16 protein-coding genes are annotated in these 18,138 nt (G+C 44.2%); 6 read left to right on the top strand and 10 right to left on the bottom strand.

The features are described from left to right. Positions 1-222: IS110 family transposase (locus tag VGB26_08700; protein ID HEX9757865.1), on the top strand; the 222-nt coding region annotated here is incomplete at its 5' end. Positions 223-431: 209 nt separating this feature from the next. Here the strand turns inward: VGB26_08700 and VGB26_08695 are convergent. Then, entirely contained in the window at positions 432-2,285 is a 1,854-nt protein-coding gene (locus tag VGB26_08695; protein HEX9757864.1) for a S9 family peptidase, read from the bottom strand. Positions 2,286-2,698: 413 nt separating this feature from the next. Here VGB26_08695 and VGB26_08690 point away from each other — a divergent pair, with 413 nt between their 5' ends. The 3 genes from VGB26_08690 (at position 2,699) to VGB26_08680 (ending at position 5,073) form a co-directional block, all read left to right on the top strand. Then, entirely contained in the window at positions 2,699-3,649 is a 951-nt protein-coding gene (locus tag VGB26_08690; protein ID HEX9757863.1) for a homoserine kinase, read from the top strand. Next, positions 3,646-4,059, top strand: coding sequence for a (deoxy)nucleoside triphosphate pyrophosphohydrolase (locus VGB26_08685; GenBank protein ID HEX9757862.1), 414 nt, complete (start codon positions 3,646-3,648; stop codon positions 4,057-4,059). The genes VGB26_08690 and VGB26_08685 overlap by 4 nt, the downstream gene beginning before the upstream one ends. 117 nt (positions 4,060-4,176) lie before the next feature. After that, complete coding sequence (locus tag VGB26_08680) at positions 4,177-5,073, top strand: RNA polymerase factor sigma-32 (GenBank protein HEX9757861.1); 897 nt, start codon at positions 4,177-4,179, stop codon at positions 5,071-5,073. A gap of 220 nt (positions 5,074-5,293) precedes the next feature. Here the strand turns inward: VGB26_08680 and VGB26_08675 are convergent, their stop codons facing one another. From VGB26_08675 to VGB26_08655, 5 genes are all read right to left on the bottom strand, one after another. Next, positions 5,294-5,692: a DUF2203 domain-containing protein gene (locus VGB26_08675; protein HEX9757860.1), complete on the bottom strand. Its 399-nt coding sequence runs from the start codon at positions 5,690-5,692 to the stop codon at positions 5,294-5,296. A 56-nt stretch (positions 5,693-5,748) separates the two neighbouring features. Then, entirely contained in the window at positions 5,749-6,429 is a 681-nt protein-coding gene (locus VGB26_08670) for an O-methyltransferase (protein ID HEX9757859.1), read from the bottom strand. 66 nt (positions 6,430-6,495) lie between these two features. Further along, complete coding sequence (locus VGB26_08665) at positions 6,496-7,662, bottom strand: hypothetical protein (protein ID HEX9757858.1); 1,167 nt, start codon at positions 7,660-7,662, stop codon at positions 6,496-6,498. A gap of 31 nt (positions 7,663-7,693) precedes the next feature. After that, positions 7,694-8,869, bottom strand: coding sequence for a FecR domain-containing protein (locus VGB26_08660; GenBank protein HEX9757857.1), 1,176 nt, complete (start codon positions 8,867-8,869; stop codon positions 7,694-7,696). Positions 8,870-8,987: 118 nt separating this feature from the next. Then, positions 8,988-11,282 (bottom strand): CHASE2 domain-containing protein, encoded by a 2,295-nt coding sequence (locus VGB26_08655; protein ID HEX9757856.1) that lies wholly within the window; start codon positions 11,280-11,282, stop codon positions 8,988-8,990. A 174-nt stretch (positions 11,283-11,456) separates the two neighbouring features. On the opposite strand from VGB26_08655, the gene VGB26_08650 reads away from it, so the two are divergent. Both VGB26_08650 and VGB26_08645 read left to right on the top strand, forming a co-directional pair. Beyond that, positions 11,457-13,232 carry a CFI-box-CTERM domain-containing protein gene (locus VGB26_08650; protein HEX9757855.1) on the top strand — a complete coding sequence of 592 codons (1,776 nt, stop codon included), beginning with the start codon at positions 11,457-11,459 and terminating at the stop codon, positions 13,230-13,232. Then, entirely contained in the window at positions 13,216-13,863 is a 648-nt protein-coding gene (locus tag VGB26_08645; protein HEX9757854.1) for an outer membrane beta-barrel protein, read from the top strand. The genes VGB26_08650 and VGB26_08645 overlap by 17 nt, the downstream gene beginning before the upstream one ends. Here VGB26_08645 and pdxA read toward each other — a convergent pair. The 4 genes from pdxA to larC form a co-directional block, all read right to left on the bottom strand. Further along, positions 13,860-14,879, bottom strand: coding sequence for a 4-hydroxythreonine-4-phosphate dehydrogenase PdxA (pdxA, locus tag VGB26_08640; protein HEX9757853.1), 1,020 nt, complete (start codon positions 14,877-14,879; stop codon positions 13,860-13,862). The genes VGB26_08645 and pdxA overlap by 4 nt on opposite strands. Further along, complete coding sequence (locus tag VGB26_08635) at positions 14,879-15,766, bottom strand: cation diffusion facilitator family transporter (protein ID HEX9757852.1); 888 nt, start codon at positions 15,764-15,766, stop codon at positions 14,879-14,881. Before VGB26_08635 ends, pdxA begins: the two co-directional genes overlap by 1 nt. A gap of 123 nt (positions 15,767-15,889) precedes the next feature. Beyond that, positions 15,890-16,882: a sodium:calcium antiporter gene (locus tag VGB26_08630; protein ID HEX9757851.1), complete on the bottom strand. Its 993-nt coding sequence runs from the start codon at positions 16,880-16,882 to the stop codon at positions 15,890-15,892. A 3-nt stretch (positions 16,883-16,885) separates the two neighbouring features. Next, the gene (larC, locus tag VGB26_08625; GenBank protein HEX9757850.1) at positions 16,886-18,094 is read right to left on the bottom strand and encodes a nickel pincer cofactor biosynthesis protein LarC; all 1,209 of its coding nucleotides are present in this window, start codon (positions 18,092-18,094) and stop codon (positions 16,886-16,888) included. Positions 18,095-18,138: the final 44 nt, after the last annotated feature.

Genomic DNA, 18,138 nt, shown 5'->3' with positions numbered 1-18,138 from the left:
GTCTGGGGTGGTAGAGCACATGTTCCTTCTACTCTCTATAGGAGTACCTTGGCAGCGCTTCGTTTCAATCCGGTGATCAAGGCTTTCTATCAAAGGCTGCTGGTAGCGGGAAAAGCTAAAAAGGTGGCCCTTACCGCTTGTATGAGAAAATTGTTGGTCATTCTGAATGCTATGTTGAAACATGGAACCCCGTGGAAAACTAATTTTATAATCTCCCCTTGACTTTTAAGACAGTTGCTTACAAATGAGGGGAGCATAAAAGGTTGGAGGTTAGAGGGGAGTCTTTTTAAAGCATGTGAAAGGTAAGGGGTAAAGGGTTAGGGAAAATAGATAAACCTGGATTCCCGCTTCCACGGGAATGACGGGTTTTAGAGGATCATACCTGCCTTATTGGCTGTTCACCAAGAAAGGGAAGGGATGGAAGGGTTATTTCATTTCTCAAAGCGCCCACCTAAATGTTTGGCCAAGAACTTTTCCGCATGGGCGTAAAACTTAATCCGGTTTTCGGGTTTCGCAAAACCATGGCCTTCATCGGGAAAGAGCATATATTCGTGATCGATTCCTTTTTCCTTCATGGCTTGAACAATCTGCTCCGATTCGGCCTGCTTCACTCTGGGGTCATTGGCCCCCTGGCCTATGAGGATGGGGATTTTGATCTGGTCCACTTTAAACAAGGGGGAACGGGATTTTAAAAACACTTCCTCGGTATCGGGATTTCCCACCCGTTTATGCTCGATGGCCAATAAGGTGGACCAGTAGGGAGGGATGGATTTAATCATCGTTATCAAATTGCTGGGCCCCACAATATCCACCGCACAGGAAAACAGGTCCGGCGTAAACGTTGCCCCCACCAAAGCCGCATACCCGCCGTAGGATCCTCCATAGATCGCAATCCTTTTCGGATCCGCATACCCTTTTTTAATGGCCCAGTGGACCGCATCCACCAGGTCATCATGCATTTTGCCGCCCCATTCTTTAATACTGGCATTGAGGAACTCTTTACCGTAGCCGGTGGAACCGCGGAAGTTCACCTGAAGACAGATGTAGCCGCGGTTGGCAAACCATTGGGCCTCGCCGTCATACCCCCAAGTATCCCGGCTCCATGGCCCTCCATGAACATTCAATACCATGGGCAGCTGTTTTTTCTGATCACCAGGGGGAAAGGTGATATACCCATGGACCGTCAACCCATCCCTCGTTTTAAAAGAAACGGGTTCCATCGGCGCCAGCTCATACTGTTTTAAATCCGGTTTATTGTCGAATAGAAAGGTGGCTTTTTTTGTGGTTCGGTCATAAGCGTAATAAGGAACCGGACCATTGTCCCGGGTAAAACCAATCACCCATTTTTGATCCTCATTGTCCCGGCTCAGGATAAAAAAGTCCCCATGATCCACGGCTTTAATTTTCTCAAAGTCTTCCTTGATCGATTGATCAAAGATCACCCATTCCGTTCGCTCTTTGACAAAGGACACGGCCTGGATTTCATAGGTATCGGGATGAACCATCACCCCTCCCACATCAAAATGGGGGTCCTCCGCCATCACCTCCTGATCTCCAGTTTTTATGTTGAGTTTGATTAAACGGCTGGCATTCACCCCCCTTGAATCCTCCAAATATAAAATATTTCCATCTTTTGAAAGACCCACCGGGCCGCTGCTTAAACTGTCTTCCGAATCCCATGAAATTAATTTGTTCCACTCGTCCTCTTCATGATCACGAAACAATAAATCAAACCCCCCATCCGGTGTGGCCGCCAAAGCACCTCTGACTTTAAAGTGGGGATCGGTCAACCATCCGGCGACATTTCCGGGATTCTTCGCAATCATTTTCAGTTCACCGGTCACTAAATCCAAATGATAAACATCATGGACCTGAGGATCATCTTTATTCATTGCGATCAATAACTCATTGGGGAAATGCTTGTCCCGATCGATGACACGCACCTGGACATCTTTATACGGAGTAAGTTCCCGGATATCGTCCTTTTCAAAATCCACCGCGAAAAGATTCCAGTTTTCATTTCCCCCAACATCTTTGAGATACATGATGTGCTTATTATCATCGGCCCAAAAAAACAGTTGAATCCCACGGTCACGGTCCTTGGTCACCGCCTTAAATTCATCCCCGCCGATGGCCCCCACCCACACATTCAAAACGTCCTCCACCGGGGCCAGGAATGCAATTCTTTTCCCATCAGGAGAAATCTTGGGGCTGGTCTTCACCGGATTTCCAAACAAGACTTTTCTGGGAATCAATTTAGAGGGGGAAGGCTTTTTTTGTGGCATCGTTTAGATCTCCTCTGAATTTCAAATTTAAAAGTGTTTAACTCAAAATTCTACCCCAAATGATAACCCCTGTCTACCATCAATTCACTCCTAATTTCTCCGAAGGCCTCTTTTTGCAAGGGGTTCCACCCCATTTGATTTCACCTTCTTCCCCCTTTCAAAAAAGAATTCCAGGATTGGAGATCAGGATTCAATGTGATATAGTGACGGGGGGAAAAAAAATTTTTTTTGTGTAATCGATTGTGAAAGTGGAAGGGATTTCCCCTTACGCGGGTTTTTTAGATGGGTTCAAAATAAGCCTGGATTCCCGCTTCCGCGGGAATGACCAATTTAACCCCAACACTTTCACTTTGAGTAGAAAAAACTTATCTCACTTTTAAAGCTCCCTTTAATAAGGTGGATTTAAAGGCAGAATGTCTAAAAAACAACCCAAAATAGTCACTGTTTTTGCTCCCGCTTCGGTGGGAAACATTGGGCCGGGTTTTGATGTCCTGGGTTGCGCCGTGACCGGAATCGGAGATTGGGTTACAGCAAGTTTATCTTCCGATTCCGGAATCAGGATCCACTCGATCTCGGGAACCCAAACCCAAATCCCAAAAGATGCGAGAAAAAATACGGTTGGAATTGCCGCCCAAGAAGTACGGAAAAGATTAGGAATAAAAAAGGGAGTGGATCTCTGGCTGCACAAGAACATTCCCGGGAACGGCCTCGGAAGCAGCGCTGCCAGTGCAGTTGCAGGAGGCTTCGCCACGAATATTCTTTTCGGGGAACCTTTAAAAAAAGAAGAGCTCCTCATTCCCTGTGCAAAGGCGGAAAGCCGGGTCAGCGGTGGCTATTTTTTGGATAATATCTCTGCCTCTCTTTTCGGAGGGGTGGTCATCAGCAATCCAAAAACAAAAAAAACTGTCCCTTTAGGGGTTATTCCCAATCTGGTGGTGGTACTGGTGACCCCCCACTTTCCTTTACTGACCAAACGCGCAAGAAAAGTTCTTCCTCTAAAAATCCCCATGGCCCATTTTATTCAAAATATGGCGTTCAGCTGCGCCTTGGTTGCAGCGGTGGGCCAAAAAAATGTCCGCGCTTTTGGAGAAGCCATTGAAGATGTGATTGTCGAACCTAAACGGTCGGTACTAATCCCTGGTTTTTCTGAGGTAAAAAAAGCGGCATTAAAAAATGGGGCTTTTGGATGTTCCATCAGCGGGGCAGGGTCTACCCTCTTCGCGATCACAGACCACCCGACAAAGGGGGAAAAGATTGGAAGGGCCATGCAGCAGGCGTTTCAGCGTAAAGGTTTAAAGGCCACCGTAACCGTGTCAAGTATGGATCGTCATGGCGTTAGAATGGTTAAGGGGAAGATCCTTTGAAAAAAGAGAAAAAAACCGTTCAGGTGGCCATCGGGATTATTATCAAAAATGGTCAGTTTTTAATTGCGCGCAGGATGGAAAATGTCCACCTGGGGGGGGTCTGGGAATTTCCAGGAGGGAAACGTCTTGACCATGAAAAATTAAAGGAATGTCTCCAGAGAGAGATTAAAGAAGAGGTCGGTGTCGAGGTCAAGGTCCACCGAAAAATAAAATGCTTTACCCATCAGTATTCAATTGGAAAGATCTCCCTGCACCCTTATCTTTGTTCCATCAAAACGGGAATTCCAAAACCCATGGGCTGCAAAGAAATTCGATGGGTCACCCCCTCACATTTTAAATCCTTCACTTTCCCTCCTGCCAATGACCTTTTAATTAAGGAATTAGAAAAAAATTCCCTCCGGATCAATTAAAGCTGCTGGTTTTTCTTCCCAATTTTTTGAAACTTTCAATATCATTCCATCCCGTTCTAAAATGAGTCTGTTCCCCAAAAGTTGATTTGAATAGAGGGTCTTACTATAATCGGGGAAATGGGAAATAGCCGGAAAAATCAAGATCTTGAGGAAAAAGCCCCTACCGAACGGTCAGTGGTTGCCTTTGATCCGCTCCGGGCTTACCTGACTGAAATTCGTCGTTTTCCTTTTCTCAGCCGAGAGGAGGAGTATCAGTTAGCCGTTCGGTACATAGAAAAAGGGGATTTAGATGCGGTTGCCCAACTGGTGATGGCCAATCTTCAATTTGTAGTAAATATTGCAAGGGAATACAAACGTGTTTCCATTCCCTTGCTGGATATTATTCAGGAGGGGAATATTGGTCTAATGCACGCCGTAAAACGATTTGACCCCTACCGCGGAACACGCCTGTCCACCTATGCGACGTGGTGGATCAGAGCGTTCATTCTTCGCTACATTATGAAAAATTGGAGATTGGTCAAGATTGGAACCACAGAGGAAGAACGTAGGCTGTTTTTCCAGCTTCGAAAAGAAAAAGAACTCCTGGAAGCACAGGGCCAGGAAAGTGGGCCCAGGTTGTTGGCCAGTCGCCTGAAGGTCGATGAAATGAAGTTAATTGAAATGGAACAACGTCTGGCAGACCCTGAACTCTCGCTCAGTGAACCCCATGGGGAATCGGAGACGGGATTGGAAGCCATCCTTCCCGCATCCATCAAAGGGGCGGATGAGGAGATCGAAGAAAAAGAACTGAAAGACCTTCTAACCCAAAAAATCGAACAATACAAGAAAAAATTAAAAGACAGAGACTGCGAAATATTGGAGAAAAGAATACTCTCTGAAACTCCGGAAACCCTACAACATCTAGCAGACCGATTCCACATTTCAAAAGAGCGCGTTCGGCAATTAGAATCCAATATCTCCAAGCGCCTGAAATCGTTTTTGAAAAAGGAATTTCATCAACAGGAAGAGAAATAGAAAAACTAAAACATTTCCGTTGTGCCATCCCATGATTGTTTTGATTTTTTTCCGGATGCCCGCTCCCCGCTTTGAGCATACGGGGACAAGCTCCGCGGGAATGACGGCCTTTATTAATTCAAGGGATTTCGGGAGCAAAAAACCAAAGTGTTAAATAAATTTTTTTAGTTAGGAAAGAATGAGCCAGGCAAAAAAGTGATTTAAAAAATTTGGTAGGGGGCTAATAAAATTCTTTTTCAATTTTTTGGCGGCCTTTAAAACCATCTTGAACCTCATGCCACCATTTAATCTCAGACTCTCCTAATTTCCAACAAAGATAAATGACCCGTCCTTGATAAAAACATGGAAAGTCACAAAGTCCTCGCTCCATGTCTTTCACCAAAACCCCTAAATCTTGTATTTTCTCTATGTTTTTTAAAATACGTTCAAAGGTAAGGATAAAACGGGGACCGCAGGGACTTCCTCCGTTTGCCAAGGCATTGTCACCGGCTTTTTTGATTTCCTCTTTCATCCCCCCTAGGCACAGTTGGCTTTTCTGAATATCTTTCAGGAGGACTTCTAAATCAGGAATCATCTGGTTGGCTTCCTTCAGTGTAAATGTTTGGTCCTCCTCTTCCATAATCTTTAAAACAATACTCCTTTCATTGATTAGAACCCCATGATGAACTGATAAGTTTACACTATCTTTTGGCTGATGGAAAGCCCATCTCGAATGGGAAGAATAGTGGTCAATAGGCCTTTTTCATTATAAATCATTTGGTTATATTTTTGAATGGCTTGGACATCGGGTTTTTCACTTTTTGAGATGACCGATCCAAACCATAACACATTATCTGAAACCAGCAACCCGCCTTTTTTCAGTTTTGGAAGTACGACCTGAATCACATCGGGATAGGCTTCCTTATCAATATCATTAAAAATAATATCAAAAGGACCTGGGTATCGCCCTAAAATGTCAATAGCCTCCCCCACTTCCCCGATAAATTTTCGATCCGGAAATGTAGGGGGTAAATTCTTCATTGCCTCCTTTATATTTTCAGAAGACCCGTCGGTTAAAATAACGGTGCCATCCCTTCGTAGCCCCTTGGCAAACCAGTAGGCAGAATACCCAAATCCGGACCCCATTTCAAATACACGGGCGGCCCCCGTCATTCGGGTCAACTGCTCAAGAATCCTTCCTACCAAAGGACCGACTATGGGAAAACGGCGACGCTCCGCCTCTGCTTCCAACGTTGACAGGACGGAATCCTCTTTCGGTAACAGCGATAATAGATATCCCTCTATTTGGGGATGAATGATATCCAATTGCGGATCTCCTTGATCAAAAAAACTTTTCTGGATGTCCTTTTTATTCATTTTATCAGGTTCATCATCATACTGGGATTCAGCCCTGTATTCAATAGTCAACGAAGGATGGTGGGGTCAAAAGGTGGCCCGAAGACCGATGGTCCCTTGGGCGCTTTCAAAATCTCCCCCGATGGCGTTGGTATTTTTCTTGATCCAAACATACCGAAGGGATAGATCGATGGGAGAAAAGAGTTTTTTGTAGACCGAGGCCTCAAAAATCAAAAAGTTCTCCTTGAGCTTTGCCCGGGCGGGCAGGATCTGCCCGCTGTTTGGATCCACAAACACATTGGAAGCCCGGGTCCGGTAATCTCGAATACGATAGGCCATCGAAGAATTCACGGAAATATTCCAAAAGATTTTGACCTTAACCTGGCCTACACCCTCATATTGGTCATAGCTTAAATCCTGCTGATAGGGATCTTCGTTATAGCGAAACTTTCCAATGCCGATGGCTTGGATTTTTTCAAACTCCCTTATATAAACTTTAAATTTGATATCGTGCCGTTTAAAGGCAAGACCTGGACTGACCTCACTGGGAATGCCGGTGGGGGCGGTTCCTGCCTTTAACCGGTCGTAATCGAAGTAACTTCCGACATATTTGAGCCGAATCAAACTCGAGCGTGTAAAATAATAACGAAGCGCCGCATCCCCAAAAAAAGCATTTAGGTCCAACGAAATCAACCCTTCGGATTCTTCCACATCTTTTCTACGAAAACCCCCACCTAATTCTCCCACCCAATCATCGCCCGGGAACAGGAGAACGTAAAATCTCGACTGGTAATTGACAGACCCAATTTTTGACCCGGGGAGAGGTTCTCCCTCGGTATCCAAAAGCTTTAAATCGTTGTAAGAAAAGATTTGGGAAAATCCAACGTCCCAAAAGGAGTTTATTTTATGTTGGAGGTCTATTGCGGTATCAATAAAAAACTGGTTTGAATTTTTCAGCCGTTGGAAAGCTTGGTAGGAGCCTAGAATATCAACATAAATGGTGTCCCGCGAGGAAGGACGAATAAGAAAATGAGTGGATCCCTCAACCAGGATATAAAAATCATCCCTTGGGTTTTCTTGGCTTTGAAACACGTTGGTCTCAAAACCATAGCTGATTTGGCCAATCAGCCGATGTTCAAGTTTTAAATCGCCTCCATAGACGTTATGGGTCAAAAAAAAATTACATGCCGTAAAAAGGATCGCAACCAGGAGCTTTTGAATTAGCGCGAAAAGGAAAAGTCGAATTCTCCACATAACTCAAAGGAAATTCTCCTCTTTAACGTGTCTACGGAAGTAGAGAGGGTAAATCTAAGATAGTGCTATCGAGGGTCTCCGGCAAGCCGGATGTGGTGTCCTCAACAGTGCCCGTTACACCCGTAATCGTATTATCGAGGGTTCCCGTTACACCGGTGATGGTATTATCCACGGTTCCTGTCAGACCGGTGACGGTATTATCGACGGATCCCGTCAGGCCCGTGATCGTGCTGTCCACGTTCACGATTGAACCGGTATCTGTACCGAGCGTACGATCCGCAGATGATAATATAGTTTGAACGGCCTCTTCTACTTTTTCAACGGTCAAAGAAGGATACCGGATGGCGCCGGTTTGAACCTCTCTTCTAAAATCATTGCTGTTTTCAAGCAAATCTCCCAACCGTTCGTTTCGACGGTCTGCAATCCTTTGCGCAAACATTTCCTCGGTTTCATTCAACCCCTTTTCCGCCGATTCAAACGACATATCCCCATTGTCTAAAGTTTCCTGGTTTCTCTCCGGAATGGAATTTAAAGGTGCTCCTCCCGCGGTTTCTTGAACGGGAAAGGACTGCCATTCATTCCAGCCCTGATCTCTTGGATCCACAGGAAGGGGCCCCATCAAAGATCCATCGGTCAATCGTGCCATCTGTTTTTCCACCAATTCCACGGTTTCTCCGGTTTTTCCGCTCCTGGAAACCTGAACCACTCCTTCGAAAACCGAAACCGTTTGTTCTTCAGGTTCTTCCACCACCCTAAACACGGTTCCCTTGACCCCTGCGATCAAACTGGGTGTGACCACTTCAAATGAATTTGCAAATGACCGCTTTACGATATTAAAGATCGCTTTACCGTACGTTAAGAAAGCCTGCTGAGATTTGATCGAAGATTCATCGGAAACCTCCATCCCAATTTTGGGAAGCCTTAGAAGGGTGTTTTCATACATTCGTATGATTCCCCCGTTAAAACCAACTTCGGCCTGCGAACGTACCCCCGTTCTTAGGATATCACCCGGATTCAGCGTGACCGTAGAGGCAACCCTTTCCCAAGTGGACTTTCCTGAGGTTTGAATTTCAACATTTCCTGAGAAGTTGAGGAGCCGAATGGGCTCTTTTCCATTTGCACTTGGAACCGTCAACACAAAAAACACCGGGAAAACCAATCCAACTCCGATCAACCTTGCCCAGAAATATTTTTTGGCCTTTTTCATATTATTCCTCCTGAAATCAAGCATTGATTTAAGTATAAATCCCCATTGAGCAAAGTCAAGGTCCTGTAAAAAATAATCGTCCCATAGGGTGAACACCGATAGCCAAACCCTGACAAATTTACCGGAAAAGGAGGGTATGTCGGGAAGAACGTTGCATTAATTTTTTTACATCCTCCCGGATGGAAAACATTCGTTCCTTGGGCAAACGCATAAATGCCTCGACCACCTTAGGGTCAAATTGGGACCCTGAACATCTTAAAATCTCCTCTCTGGCCTCCTCATCCGACATTCCCTTTCGGTAAACTCGATCGGATGTCATCGCGTCATAGGTATCGGCCACGGAAAATATTCGGGCTCCGATTACAATTTCTTCTCCCCGCAACCCTTGGGGGTATCCTCTTCCATCAAATCGCTCTTGATGGTGATAAACGATTTGCGAGGCTTCCCGTAATTGTTTAATATTTTTTAGCATTCCAAAACCGTATTCAGCATGTTGCTTCATGACCGTATATTCTTCCTCGGTTAAAGGACCAGGTTTATTCAAGATGGAATCGGGAATTCCAATCTTTCCGATATCATGAAGCAAACCCCCTTGTTTGACCACTTCTAAATCTGGGGGAGAAAGGCCCAGTTCTTCCCCAATTTCCATACAATAGGCAGTAACCCTTTGGGAATGACCCGCGGTATCATTGTCTCTAAAATCCAAAGCTGAAGAGAATGCCTCCAGGGTGTTCAGGAAAAGCTCCTTCATCTCCCCAAGCAAATGTTCATATTCAATGACCAGTGCCAATTGACTGGCAATGGTAAAAAGCATTTTCAAATCATCTTCTTGGAATTTTCGTTTTCCCAGATGGTGAACATGCAAAACGCCAAAAGTTTTACCATGGGTTAAAATCGGGGAAAAAAGGCTTGAGATCGGAGGTTTTTTCCTTTTCCCTTTTTCGGAACCAAATATCACCCCGCCATTAACGCTGTAGCTTTTCTTTTCTGCGAAAACCCTTTCTACCCAACCTTTACAATAAGGGGCCATCCCATCAACATTACCGGGAGGTTTCCCTTTTGTGATGACGCTGCGGTTTTCCTTTTCGCCCAGTATTTCCGCCACACTGTAGTCGACTTTCATGGTTTCCTGAAGCATGGAAAGAATAAAATTGATTGAATCCTCCAAGGACCTGTTCTCATGTGAAAGACTTCCCACGGATTGAAGGGTGGTGAGACTCAGGCCCTTCTCATCGACTTCTTGGGCGGATTTGATCATCAACATAATAGCTGAAACCATAAACATTCCAAATAGTTGGCTTATAATCGGTGATGTATCTAAAATCAATTGATGATGGGAAAAAAGTCTAAGTGAGACAACCATTGAAAGAGAAAAAAGAATAAAAACAGGGGCAAAACAGGAAAAAATGGGCGATTTCCATCGCCCATATTTCCAGACATAAAAAGAAGAAAAACTAACCCAAATCAGAGTAAATCCCAGCAGTATTAAAATGGACCCAAAAGAAGGAATGCGATAAAGAGAACTTCCCGTTAATAATGAATTGACCACATTGGCTTGGATTTCCACCCCCGGCATTAAACCTTGAAAAGGAGTGTTCCATAAATCCTGTAACTCTACGGATGAAGCGCCAACCAAAATAATTTTATCGCGGAAAACCGCTGGATCAATTCTTTTTTTTAAAACATCCGAATAAGAATAAGTCGGAAAGGTTTCCGCAGGTCCCGCATAGTGAACGTAAAAAATATGGTGGGAATCAGAAGGGAGTTCTAAATTTCCCATCTGAAGTGTGCGGGGGGTTAACCATTTAATGTCATTCCTTGAAAGTCCTTTATAGGCCCGGTAAATTTCAGCTCCAAAACCCAAAAAATGTTCCCCATTTAATTCACTATCAAGAAAGCCCCGCCGAACCCCTCCATCCAAATCGGAAGGAAAGGACAGCGTTCCCACACCGGTAGAGACTTTTGATAAGGTTTCGATTGGGAAACTGGAGGATTGGATTTTTAAGTCTGCCACCAGACGGATTTCGGAAAAACCCCCTAAAACCACATTTCCTGCTTTTTGGATTTCCCTGGAAAAGGCCATATCCTCTTCGAAAATCCGGTGGGCGCTAAAATCCATATCAAAACCAATAACCCGAGCCCCACTCTCCCTCAGTTGATTCACCACCCCCCCGTGGAAGGTCCGGGGCCAAGGCCACTGGGGAAGCTCTTTTAGGCTTGATTTGTCAATGGCGACAATGGCAATAGAAGGGTCCTTTGGGGCTGGAAAAATTCGATAACGGGAATCAATGAGGATGAGTTCAAATCGTTCAAAAAAACCCAATCCATAAAGGGAGGATACGGCTAAAAAAAGAACAAAAATAAATAATATTTCAAATCCGCGGATATGCTTTTTTATGACATTTTTATCCATTTGGCCTCTATGGCTAAATCTAATCTCAAACCAAAAATCTGTAAAGCCGCCAAAAATTTGCCCAAAACCCTTTTCTACCCGACGTTATAAGGGCAAAAAAACCTTAAATTCCTTGATTCACCTGTCAATTAATTGGTAAGATTTAAATTGCGAAATGTTCTGGAAGGATTTTTGATGAAATTAAAATTAAAGGTAATTCTCCCATTTTTGATTTTAAGCGTTTTCCACGGTTTTGCAGTTTCAGAGATTGTAGAAGGGGCAGAAATTAAAGTAGGCCCTCAGGAAACGTTTAAAACCATTGCGAATGCTTTAACCCAGGCGGAGAATAACACCTCGCCCAATGACACGATCCTCCTTCAGAAGGGAACCTTTCGAGAAAATGTGGTTTTAATATCCGGAGTCACCTTAAAAGGAGATAAAGGGGCCAATGCTGTGGTTAAAGGGAGCGGGACGGGAACGGTGATAACCGCCGCTGATGGGAGTAGTATTCAAAACCTAACTGTTACCGATGGGGATGTAGGGGTTTTAATACCCATCGACACCAACGTTACATTAAATAATGTAATAATAACCCAACAAAGAACCTTTGGAATCCAATGTGAAAATGCAAATTCCGCAATAATAACAAATAATACTTTGCATCAGAACGGAATAGCAATTAGTTGTACCAACTCCAGTGGGGTAACCATCAAAGATAATCTCATAACCAATAATACCAATGATTTCATCCTGAATAATTCAACCAACCCTAATGTTGGCTACAATCTTTTTTTCGGAAATTCTTTGACCTCCTATGCAGATGCCAACATCCGGACCCAAGACACGAATGATATCACTGATATCTTGGATCAGGATCCCCTTTATGTCGATTCCTCGGCAAAAGATTTCCACCTAAAGGTTAATTCCGCGGCCATAGGAAAAAATAGTAATGGGGGAGAAATAGGCGCCTTTGGTGGAAATACAGCCGACCTCACCTTATTTCCGGTTTTAAATCTTAGGGTAACCAATGAAGATACAAATTCAATTTCCATTGCCTGGGATCCAAATTTGGCCCATACCGTAAAAGGGTACAAGATCCTCTATGACTCCGATGTAAACGGGCCTCCCTATTCAAATTCGGTATGTAAAATCACCAACCCTTCATATCAAATAACAAATTTGAGTGGAACAGTGGCCACTCCCCCACCTCCGTCAAATTTTTCAGCCGGGATTGGAAATCAAGAAATTACGTTAAATTGGACCCCCTTTTCGAGGATTTTAAGTGTGGCAGAATATACGGTGTATTATAGGAAATCATCAGAATCCACCAATCAACAAATAACCGTCCCAGGAAGGGGAAACGCGTCATCCACCGTCACCAACCTTGAAAATTTTACCACTTACATTTTCCAAATCTCAACCGTAGCAAAACCCCCCTTTTTTGTAACGGTAACCGCTCTCAGCAATGAACCCACGGACACTGAATGCCCTAATACACAACCCAATGAAAGTCAATTTGCTACCGAGGTGGAGGGGTTTCTGACTACCCCGGCTTCAGAAAGCTCTTTATCCCCAGAAATCAGCGCGACCCCGGAGCCCGCCGTTCGATTTCCCGCTCTTGATGATGAGGGAGGATGCTTTATTGCCAGCCTGGCCTTCGGATCACCCCTGGAAACCTATTTAAAAACCCTTAGGAATTTTAGAGATCAATTCCTTTTAAAAAATAGTGGAGGGAGAAAACTGACCAAACTGTATTACCAGGTTAGCCCCTCCGCCCATCAGTGGTTGGAACAAAACCAAGTATTTAAACCCTATTTTAGGATTCTTCTTTATCCCATGGTATGGATCATTTCAATTTGGATGTCCGGTCCAATTATTTGGACATTGACCTTGGGAACCCTAATGTTGTTTTTTCTGCAGAAATTTTTTATAAGGCCAAAGGTATTTTTAAAACTTGGAGCGTCAAATTAAACCAACCCTTGTTTTTATCATATTGACCATCGGTATGCTGACGCTTTCGCCAGTATCAGCTGAGGAAGATACCCGCTGGTTCCTAGGATTCAAAGCGGGTTATTTTAGTCCACAGGAAGATGGCTGGGATGACATTTACGGGGATGGAAACGTTGAATTTGTCGGACAGGGGGGGCTCAAAATATCCCCGAAATGGGACATTGGGATTGAGGGAGGTTATTTTACCGAAAAAGGATCTTCTCGAACCCCCTCTGGAGGAATAAGCACCCTTAGACAGAAAATCCAGCTATTCCCATTAAAAGTTTTTTTCATTTTTAATGCCATTTTCGAAAAAAGCCAACTTCTTGTACCTTTTGCCGGGGGAGGATACAGTCATGTCATTTTCCTGCAATCTTTGGATGGTCAAAGTACCATTTCCGGAGATCGTAGCGGTTTTCATGGCCGTGGGGGTCTTAAGATCCTTTTAGATATAATTGATCCCGTAGGGGCAGACGCTTTTAACATAGGATGGGGGGTTAAAAACACCTATTTTATTATGGAGGCCCAATATAGTCGCGCAGACGATTTCGGAAGTGATTCGATCAATCTGGGGGGATGGAGTTATCTGGGGGGAATCGTTGTTGAGTTTTAACTTCTTTTTTTACCCTTCCTTGCCAGATCTGCAGCAAGAGAAACCGCATGGAAAAGACTGGAGGGATCTGCCTTCCCACATCCGGCAATGTCATAGGCGGTCCCATGGTCTACCGAAGTTCGAATGATGGGTAGTCCTAATGTCACATTCACCGCCCTTCCGAAGGCCACCATCTTCAAGGGTATCAATCCCTGATCATGATACATCACCACCACGGCATCAAATTTATCGTCCTTCGCTTTATAAAAAAGCGTATCCGGTGGCAATGGACCCAAAACGTTTAACCCCAACCCTTTGGCCTTGTCAATAGCGGGTCGAATGAACTGCTTCTCTTCCTTCCCTAAAAGTCCCTCTTCTCCCCCATGGGGGTTTAAACTGGCAACAGCAATTCTTGGATTTCTAATTCGAAATTTTTCGCGAAGGGCTCTATCCGTTAACTGGATCGAATCAAAAATTTTTTCCTTGGAAAGGGATTTTGGAACATTTTCAATCGAGAGATGTGTCGTAACCAATGTAATTCGAAAAGGCCCACCCACCAACATCATTGCCACTTTTCGGGCACCGGTTACATCAGCCAATAATTCCGTGTGCCCCGGGTAGGAAAACCCAGCCCCATTGATTAATGTTTTGTTAATGGGCCCCGTCGTCATTGCATGAACATATCCCTTTTGGATTAATTCCACCGCTTTGAGAATATATTCCACCATGGACCGACCTAAGGATGGAATGGGGCGACCAAACTTAAACCCGCCTTTGATATTCCCAAGATCAAAAAGGTCTAAAGTACCAAAACGAAAAACCCCTTCATTTACTTTTGTTATCGTATTAAATTTTATTCTTAAAGGGCATAGCTTCTTTACCCTTTGCATGACGGAAAGATCTCCAATTACCAGGGGACAGCAAAACCGGAAAACTTTTGGGTTTGAAAAAATTTTGAGAACAATTTCCGGTCCAATTCCAGAGGGATCTCCCATTGTTATCGCAATAAACGGTTTTGTCCCCTTCATCGTCCTCATCAATCGTTTTCTAAGTTGGGAATATGGGGTTCAACATGGACCACAATATCCACAACCTCTGGAAATTGGTCCTTAATGGTGGCTTCTACCCGATGGGCCACTTCGTGGGCCTTGAGGGTTGTCATTTCCGGGGGGACATGAATATGGAGGTCAATGTAAATGTGGTTGCTGGATCCTCGAGTTCGAATTTGGTGGCATTCTTCAACCCCATCTACCTTCATGGCTAATTCTCGAAGGATTTTTGGTTCCAGAACCGAGTAATCGCTTAAAACTTTAGAGCTTTCTAAAAGAATCTGAATTCCAACCCGCCCGATTAACACTGCAATAAAAAGGGCGGCAATAGGATCTAAAACGGGATAATTCAATTTGACCGCAATCAGGCTAATTAAAACAGAACAGGAAGCTAAAATATCGCTTCGGGTGTGTTCAGAATCTGCAAGGAGCAAATTATTTTCATATTCGCGGCCTTTTCTCTGCTCGTACCGCATTACAAAATAGTTAACTGCTAATGTAAGACCCATAATTATAAAACTGATGGGGGTAACCTCTGGAGGGGTAGGATCGGAAAGGCGCGTAAAGCTACTGCGCAGAATATTGTAACAAGTAACAAAAAGAAGAATGGCAATTCCGACCGCAGCAAAGGTTTCAAACTTTCGATGTCCGTAATGATGGGTATCATCTGGCGGATGGGAAGCCGCCCAAATCCCGATCAGGGCAACCAGATTGGATGTCCCGTCAAAAAGAGAGTGGAATCCGTCGGCTGCCATACTCAGGGAGGAAGTCATGTAACCATAGGTAATCTTGGCAACGGCAACCAGGAGATTCCAGCCCAACGTGATCCAGAGCACCCGCCGGACCTTATAATAATGAGAGTAGACCTCGGACATGATTAGGCAAGATTATAGGGGGGGAAAAAATAAAAAACAATTGGTCGTTTTGAGAAATAGAAAAAACTGAGCCTTCTTTTATCCATGAAAGGGCCTTAACCCTAATGTTCAACCTCAAATTCTTTAATGGAACTGAAGATAAAGTCCAAAAACAAGATAAAAAAGGGCCCCTGCTATTAGAAAAACAGGTTTCCAATGGCCACGAAATTTTAAAAACAAATAAAAGATAAGGGCGGAAAGGAGAGCCAAACTGGCACTGGTAATGGCAAAATGATTGAGCTGCCAGGAAGTACCAATTAGGCCGATGGAAACAGGAAAGGTTCCCTGAAAAACCATTGCCCCGGTGATATTCCCTACAGCCAGTGTATCTTTTTTTTGATAAATCCATATGAGGCTATTGAGCTTTTCAGGCAGTTCCGTTGCCACCGGTGTTATGAGCAGAGACAAAATGAGAGGAGAAACCCCCAAAATCTTCGAGATATCGGTAACCCCATGGACAAAAAAATGGGCCGCTCCGATAATTACCCCTAGACTCAATAAGATTTGAAGGGAAATGGCCCAGTAGGGAGGAGGATTGTGTCCACTGTAAAAATACAGAGCCCCGATTTCCCCACCGCTGTGTTCTCCTTTTCCCAAAATTCCTTTGAGATACTGGACATAAATCAAAATCAAAAAAACCGCCAAACCTATTCGTAAGATGGGATGGGGGGAAAGAGTTACAAGAATGGCCAAACCAAAGGGAACCAAAAAATATCGAAGATCTCGTTTTACATGATCATAATCCAAAGAAAATGAGGGGGACCGCTTTTGAAGAGATGCGAAGATTAACAAACCCGCACCCAATAAAGGAAGGGTAAGCGTTGTCAACATAAAAGGGGCGCCGATAATCGCCCCCACCCCCACATCCAACTCCTCTTGGGTGGTCCCAAACAGTATGGCAACAATTGGAATCACCGTCTCCGGTAGGGCGGTTCCCACTCCTGCAAAAATAGATCCAACCGCACCCTCGGAAGCATTAACTCTTTTTCCAAACCATTCTATTCCATTGGTAAAAAGAGTTGCCCCAAGCAGCATGACGGCGATGGAAGAGATTAAGATAATCCCCATCAGAATCATGCTTTATTTTCCTTTTTTCCGGTAGGGAAGAGACTGGGAGATTGCCAGGATATCCCTTAAAGGAAAACCGGTTTCCTTAGCCATACGCTTGCACGCTTCATATTCCGGTGTTATTCGATCTGTTGTTCCATCCTGAAAAATTTTTTTCCCCTTCATTTTACCAAATGGGGTTTGAAGAGAACTTTTGCGGCGTTTTAATTTAACGCGAGAGATTTCTTGGACCCGTACGCCAAGTGTTGTGGTCTCATGAAAAATTATTTTTAAAAGAGAAGATATTTTTTTTGCATCGGAGAGAACACTCAAGAGGGTTGCGGGCCTCCCTTTTTTCATAATGATAGGCGTTAAATAAACATCCAAAGCCCCTTGATGAAATAGGCGTTCCATTAAATATTCATAAATTTGAGGATTCAGATCATCAATATTGGTGTGAAGAAGAGACAATTTTTCTTCCTGAGATTCATTTTTTCTCTGTCTTTGCCCTATGAAAAACCGGAGGAGATTCGGATGGGAGGGCGGGTTCCAATCTCCCGCTCCATAACCAATTGAGGAAATGGAAAATACCGGAAGGGAAGAAGCGGGTGCCCCTAGGGTAGTCAGTAGAGCCACTCCGGTTGGGGTGGCTAATTCAAAGTTAACATGGGTTGAAAAACAGGGAACACCCTTTAATAGTTCCGCGGTAGCGGGGGCGGGGCTGGAAGAAAATCCTTCTGTTGACCCTTCGGCCTTGGACGGGGTCTTTTTTTGAAATCCAAGCCCGGTATTAATGGGTGAAAAAAAAACTTTCTCAATTTCCAACTGCTCTAACCCAACAACAGTTCCAACCACATCTACCAGGGTATCCACCGCTCCGACCTCGTGAAAATGCACACGGGAAACGGTTTTCCCATGGACCCTGGCTTCAGCCTCAGCCAGTCTTTTAAAAACCTTTAGGCTTTTTTCAATGACCGAATGAGAAAGACGGCTGGACTGGATCAGGGCTTGGATTTCTTTTAAACCCCGATACCGTTGGGGAGTTTTTAAAGGGATCACATGAACTTTAACCCCTCGAAAATCCCCCCGTTTCACCGTTTGACAACGAAGTCGAAACCCTCTGGGATTTAATTGGGCCACCTGTTTTTTGAGGAGGGGAAAAGGCAGGCCTGCATCCACCAGTGCCCCCAACACCATATCTCCGCTAACACCGGAAGAGCAGTCAAAATAACCTATGGTCATCAAAACGATTTCTCAAGGGTGCGGTAAAATTCCACAAAAAAGAA

The sequence above is a fragment of the Nitrospiria bacterium genome (assembly GCA_036397255.1).
Taxonomy (GTDB): Bacteria; Nitrospirota; Nitrospiria; order DASWJH01; family DASWJH01; genus DASWJH01.
The sequence above is the reverse complement of the archived record's forward strand: the minus strand, read 5'-3'. Positions and strand labels throughout refer to the sequence as shown.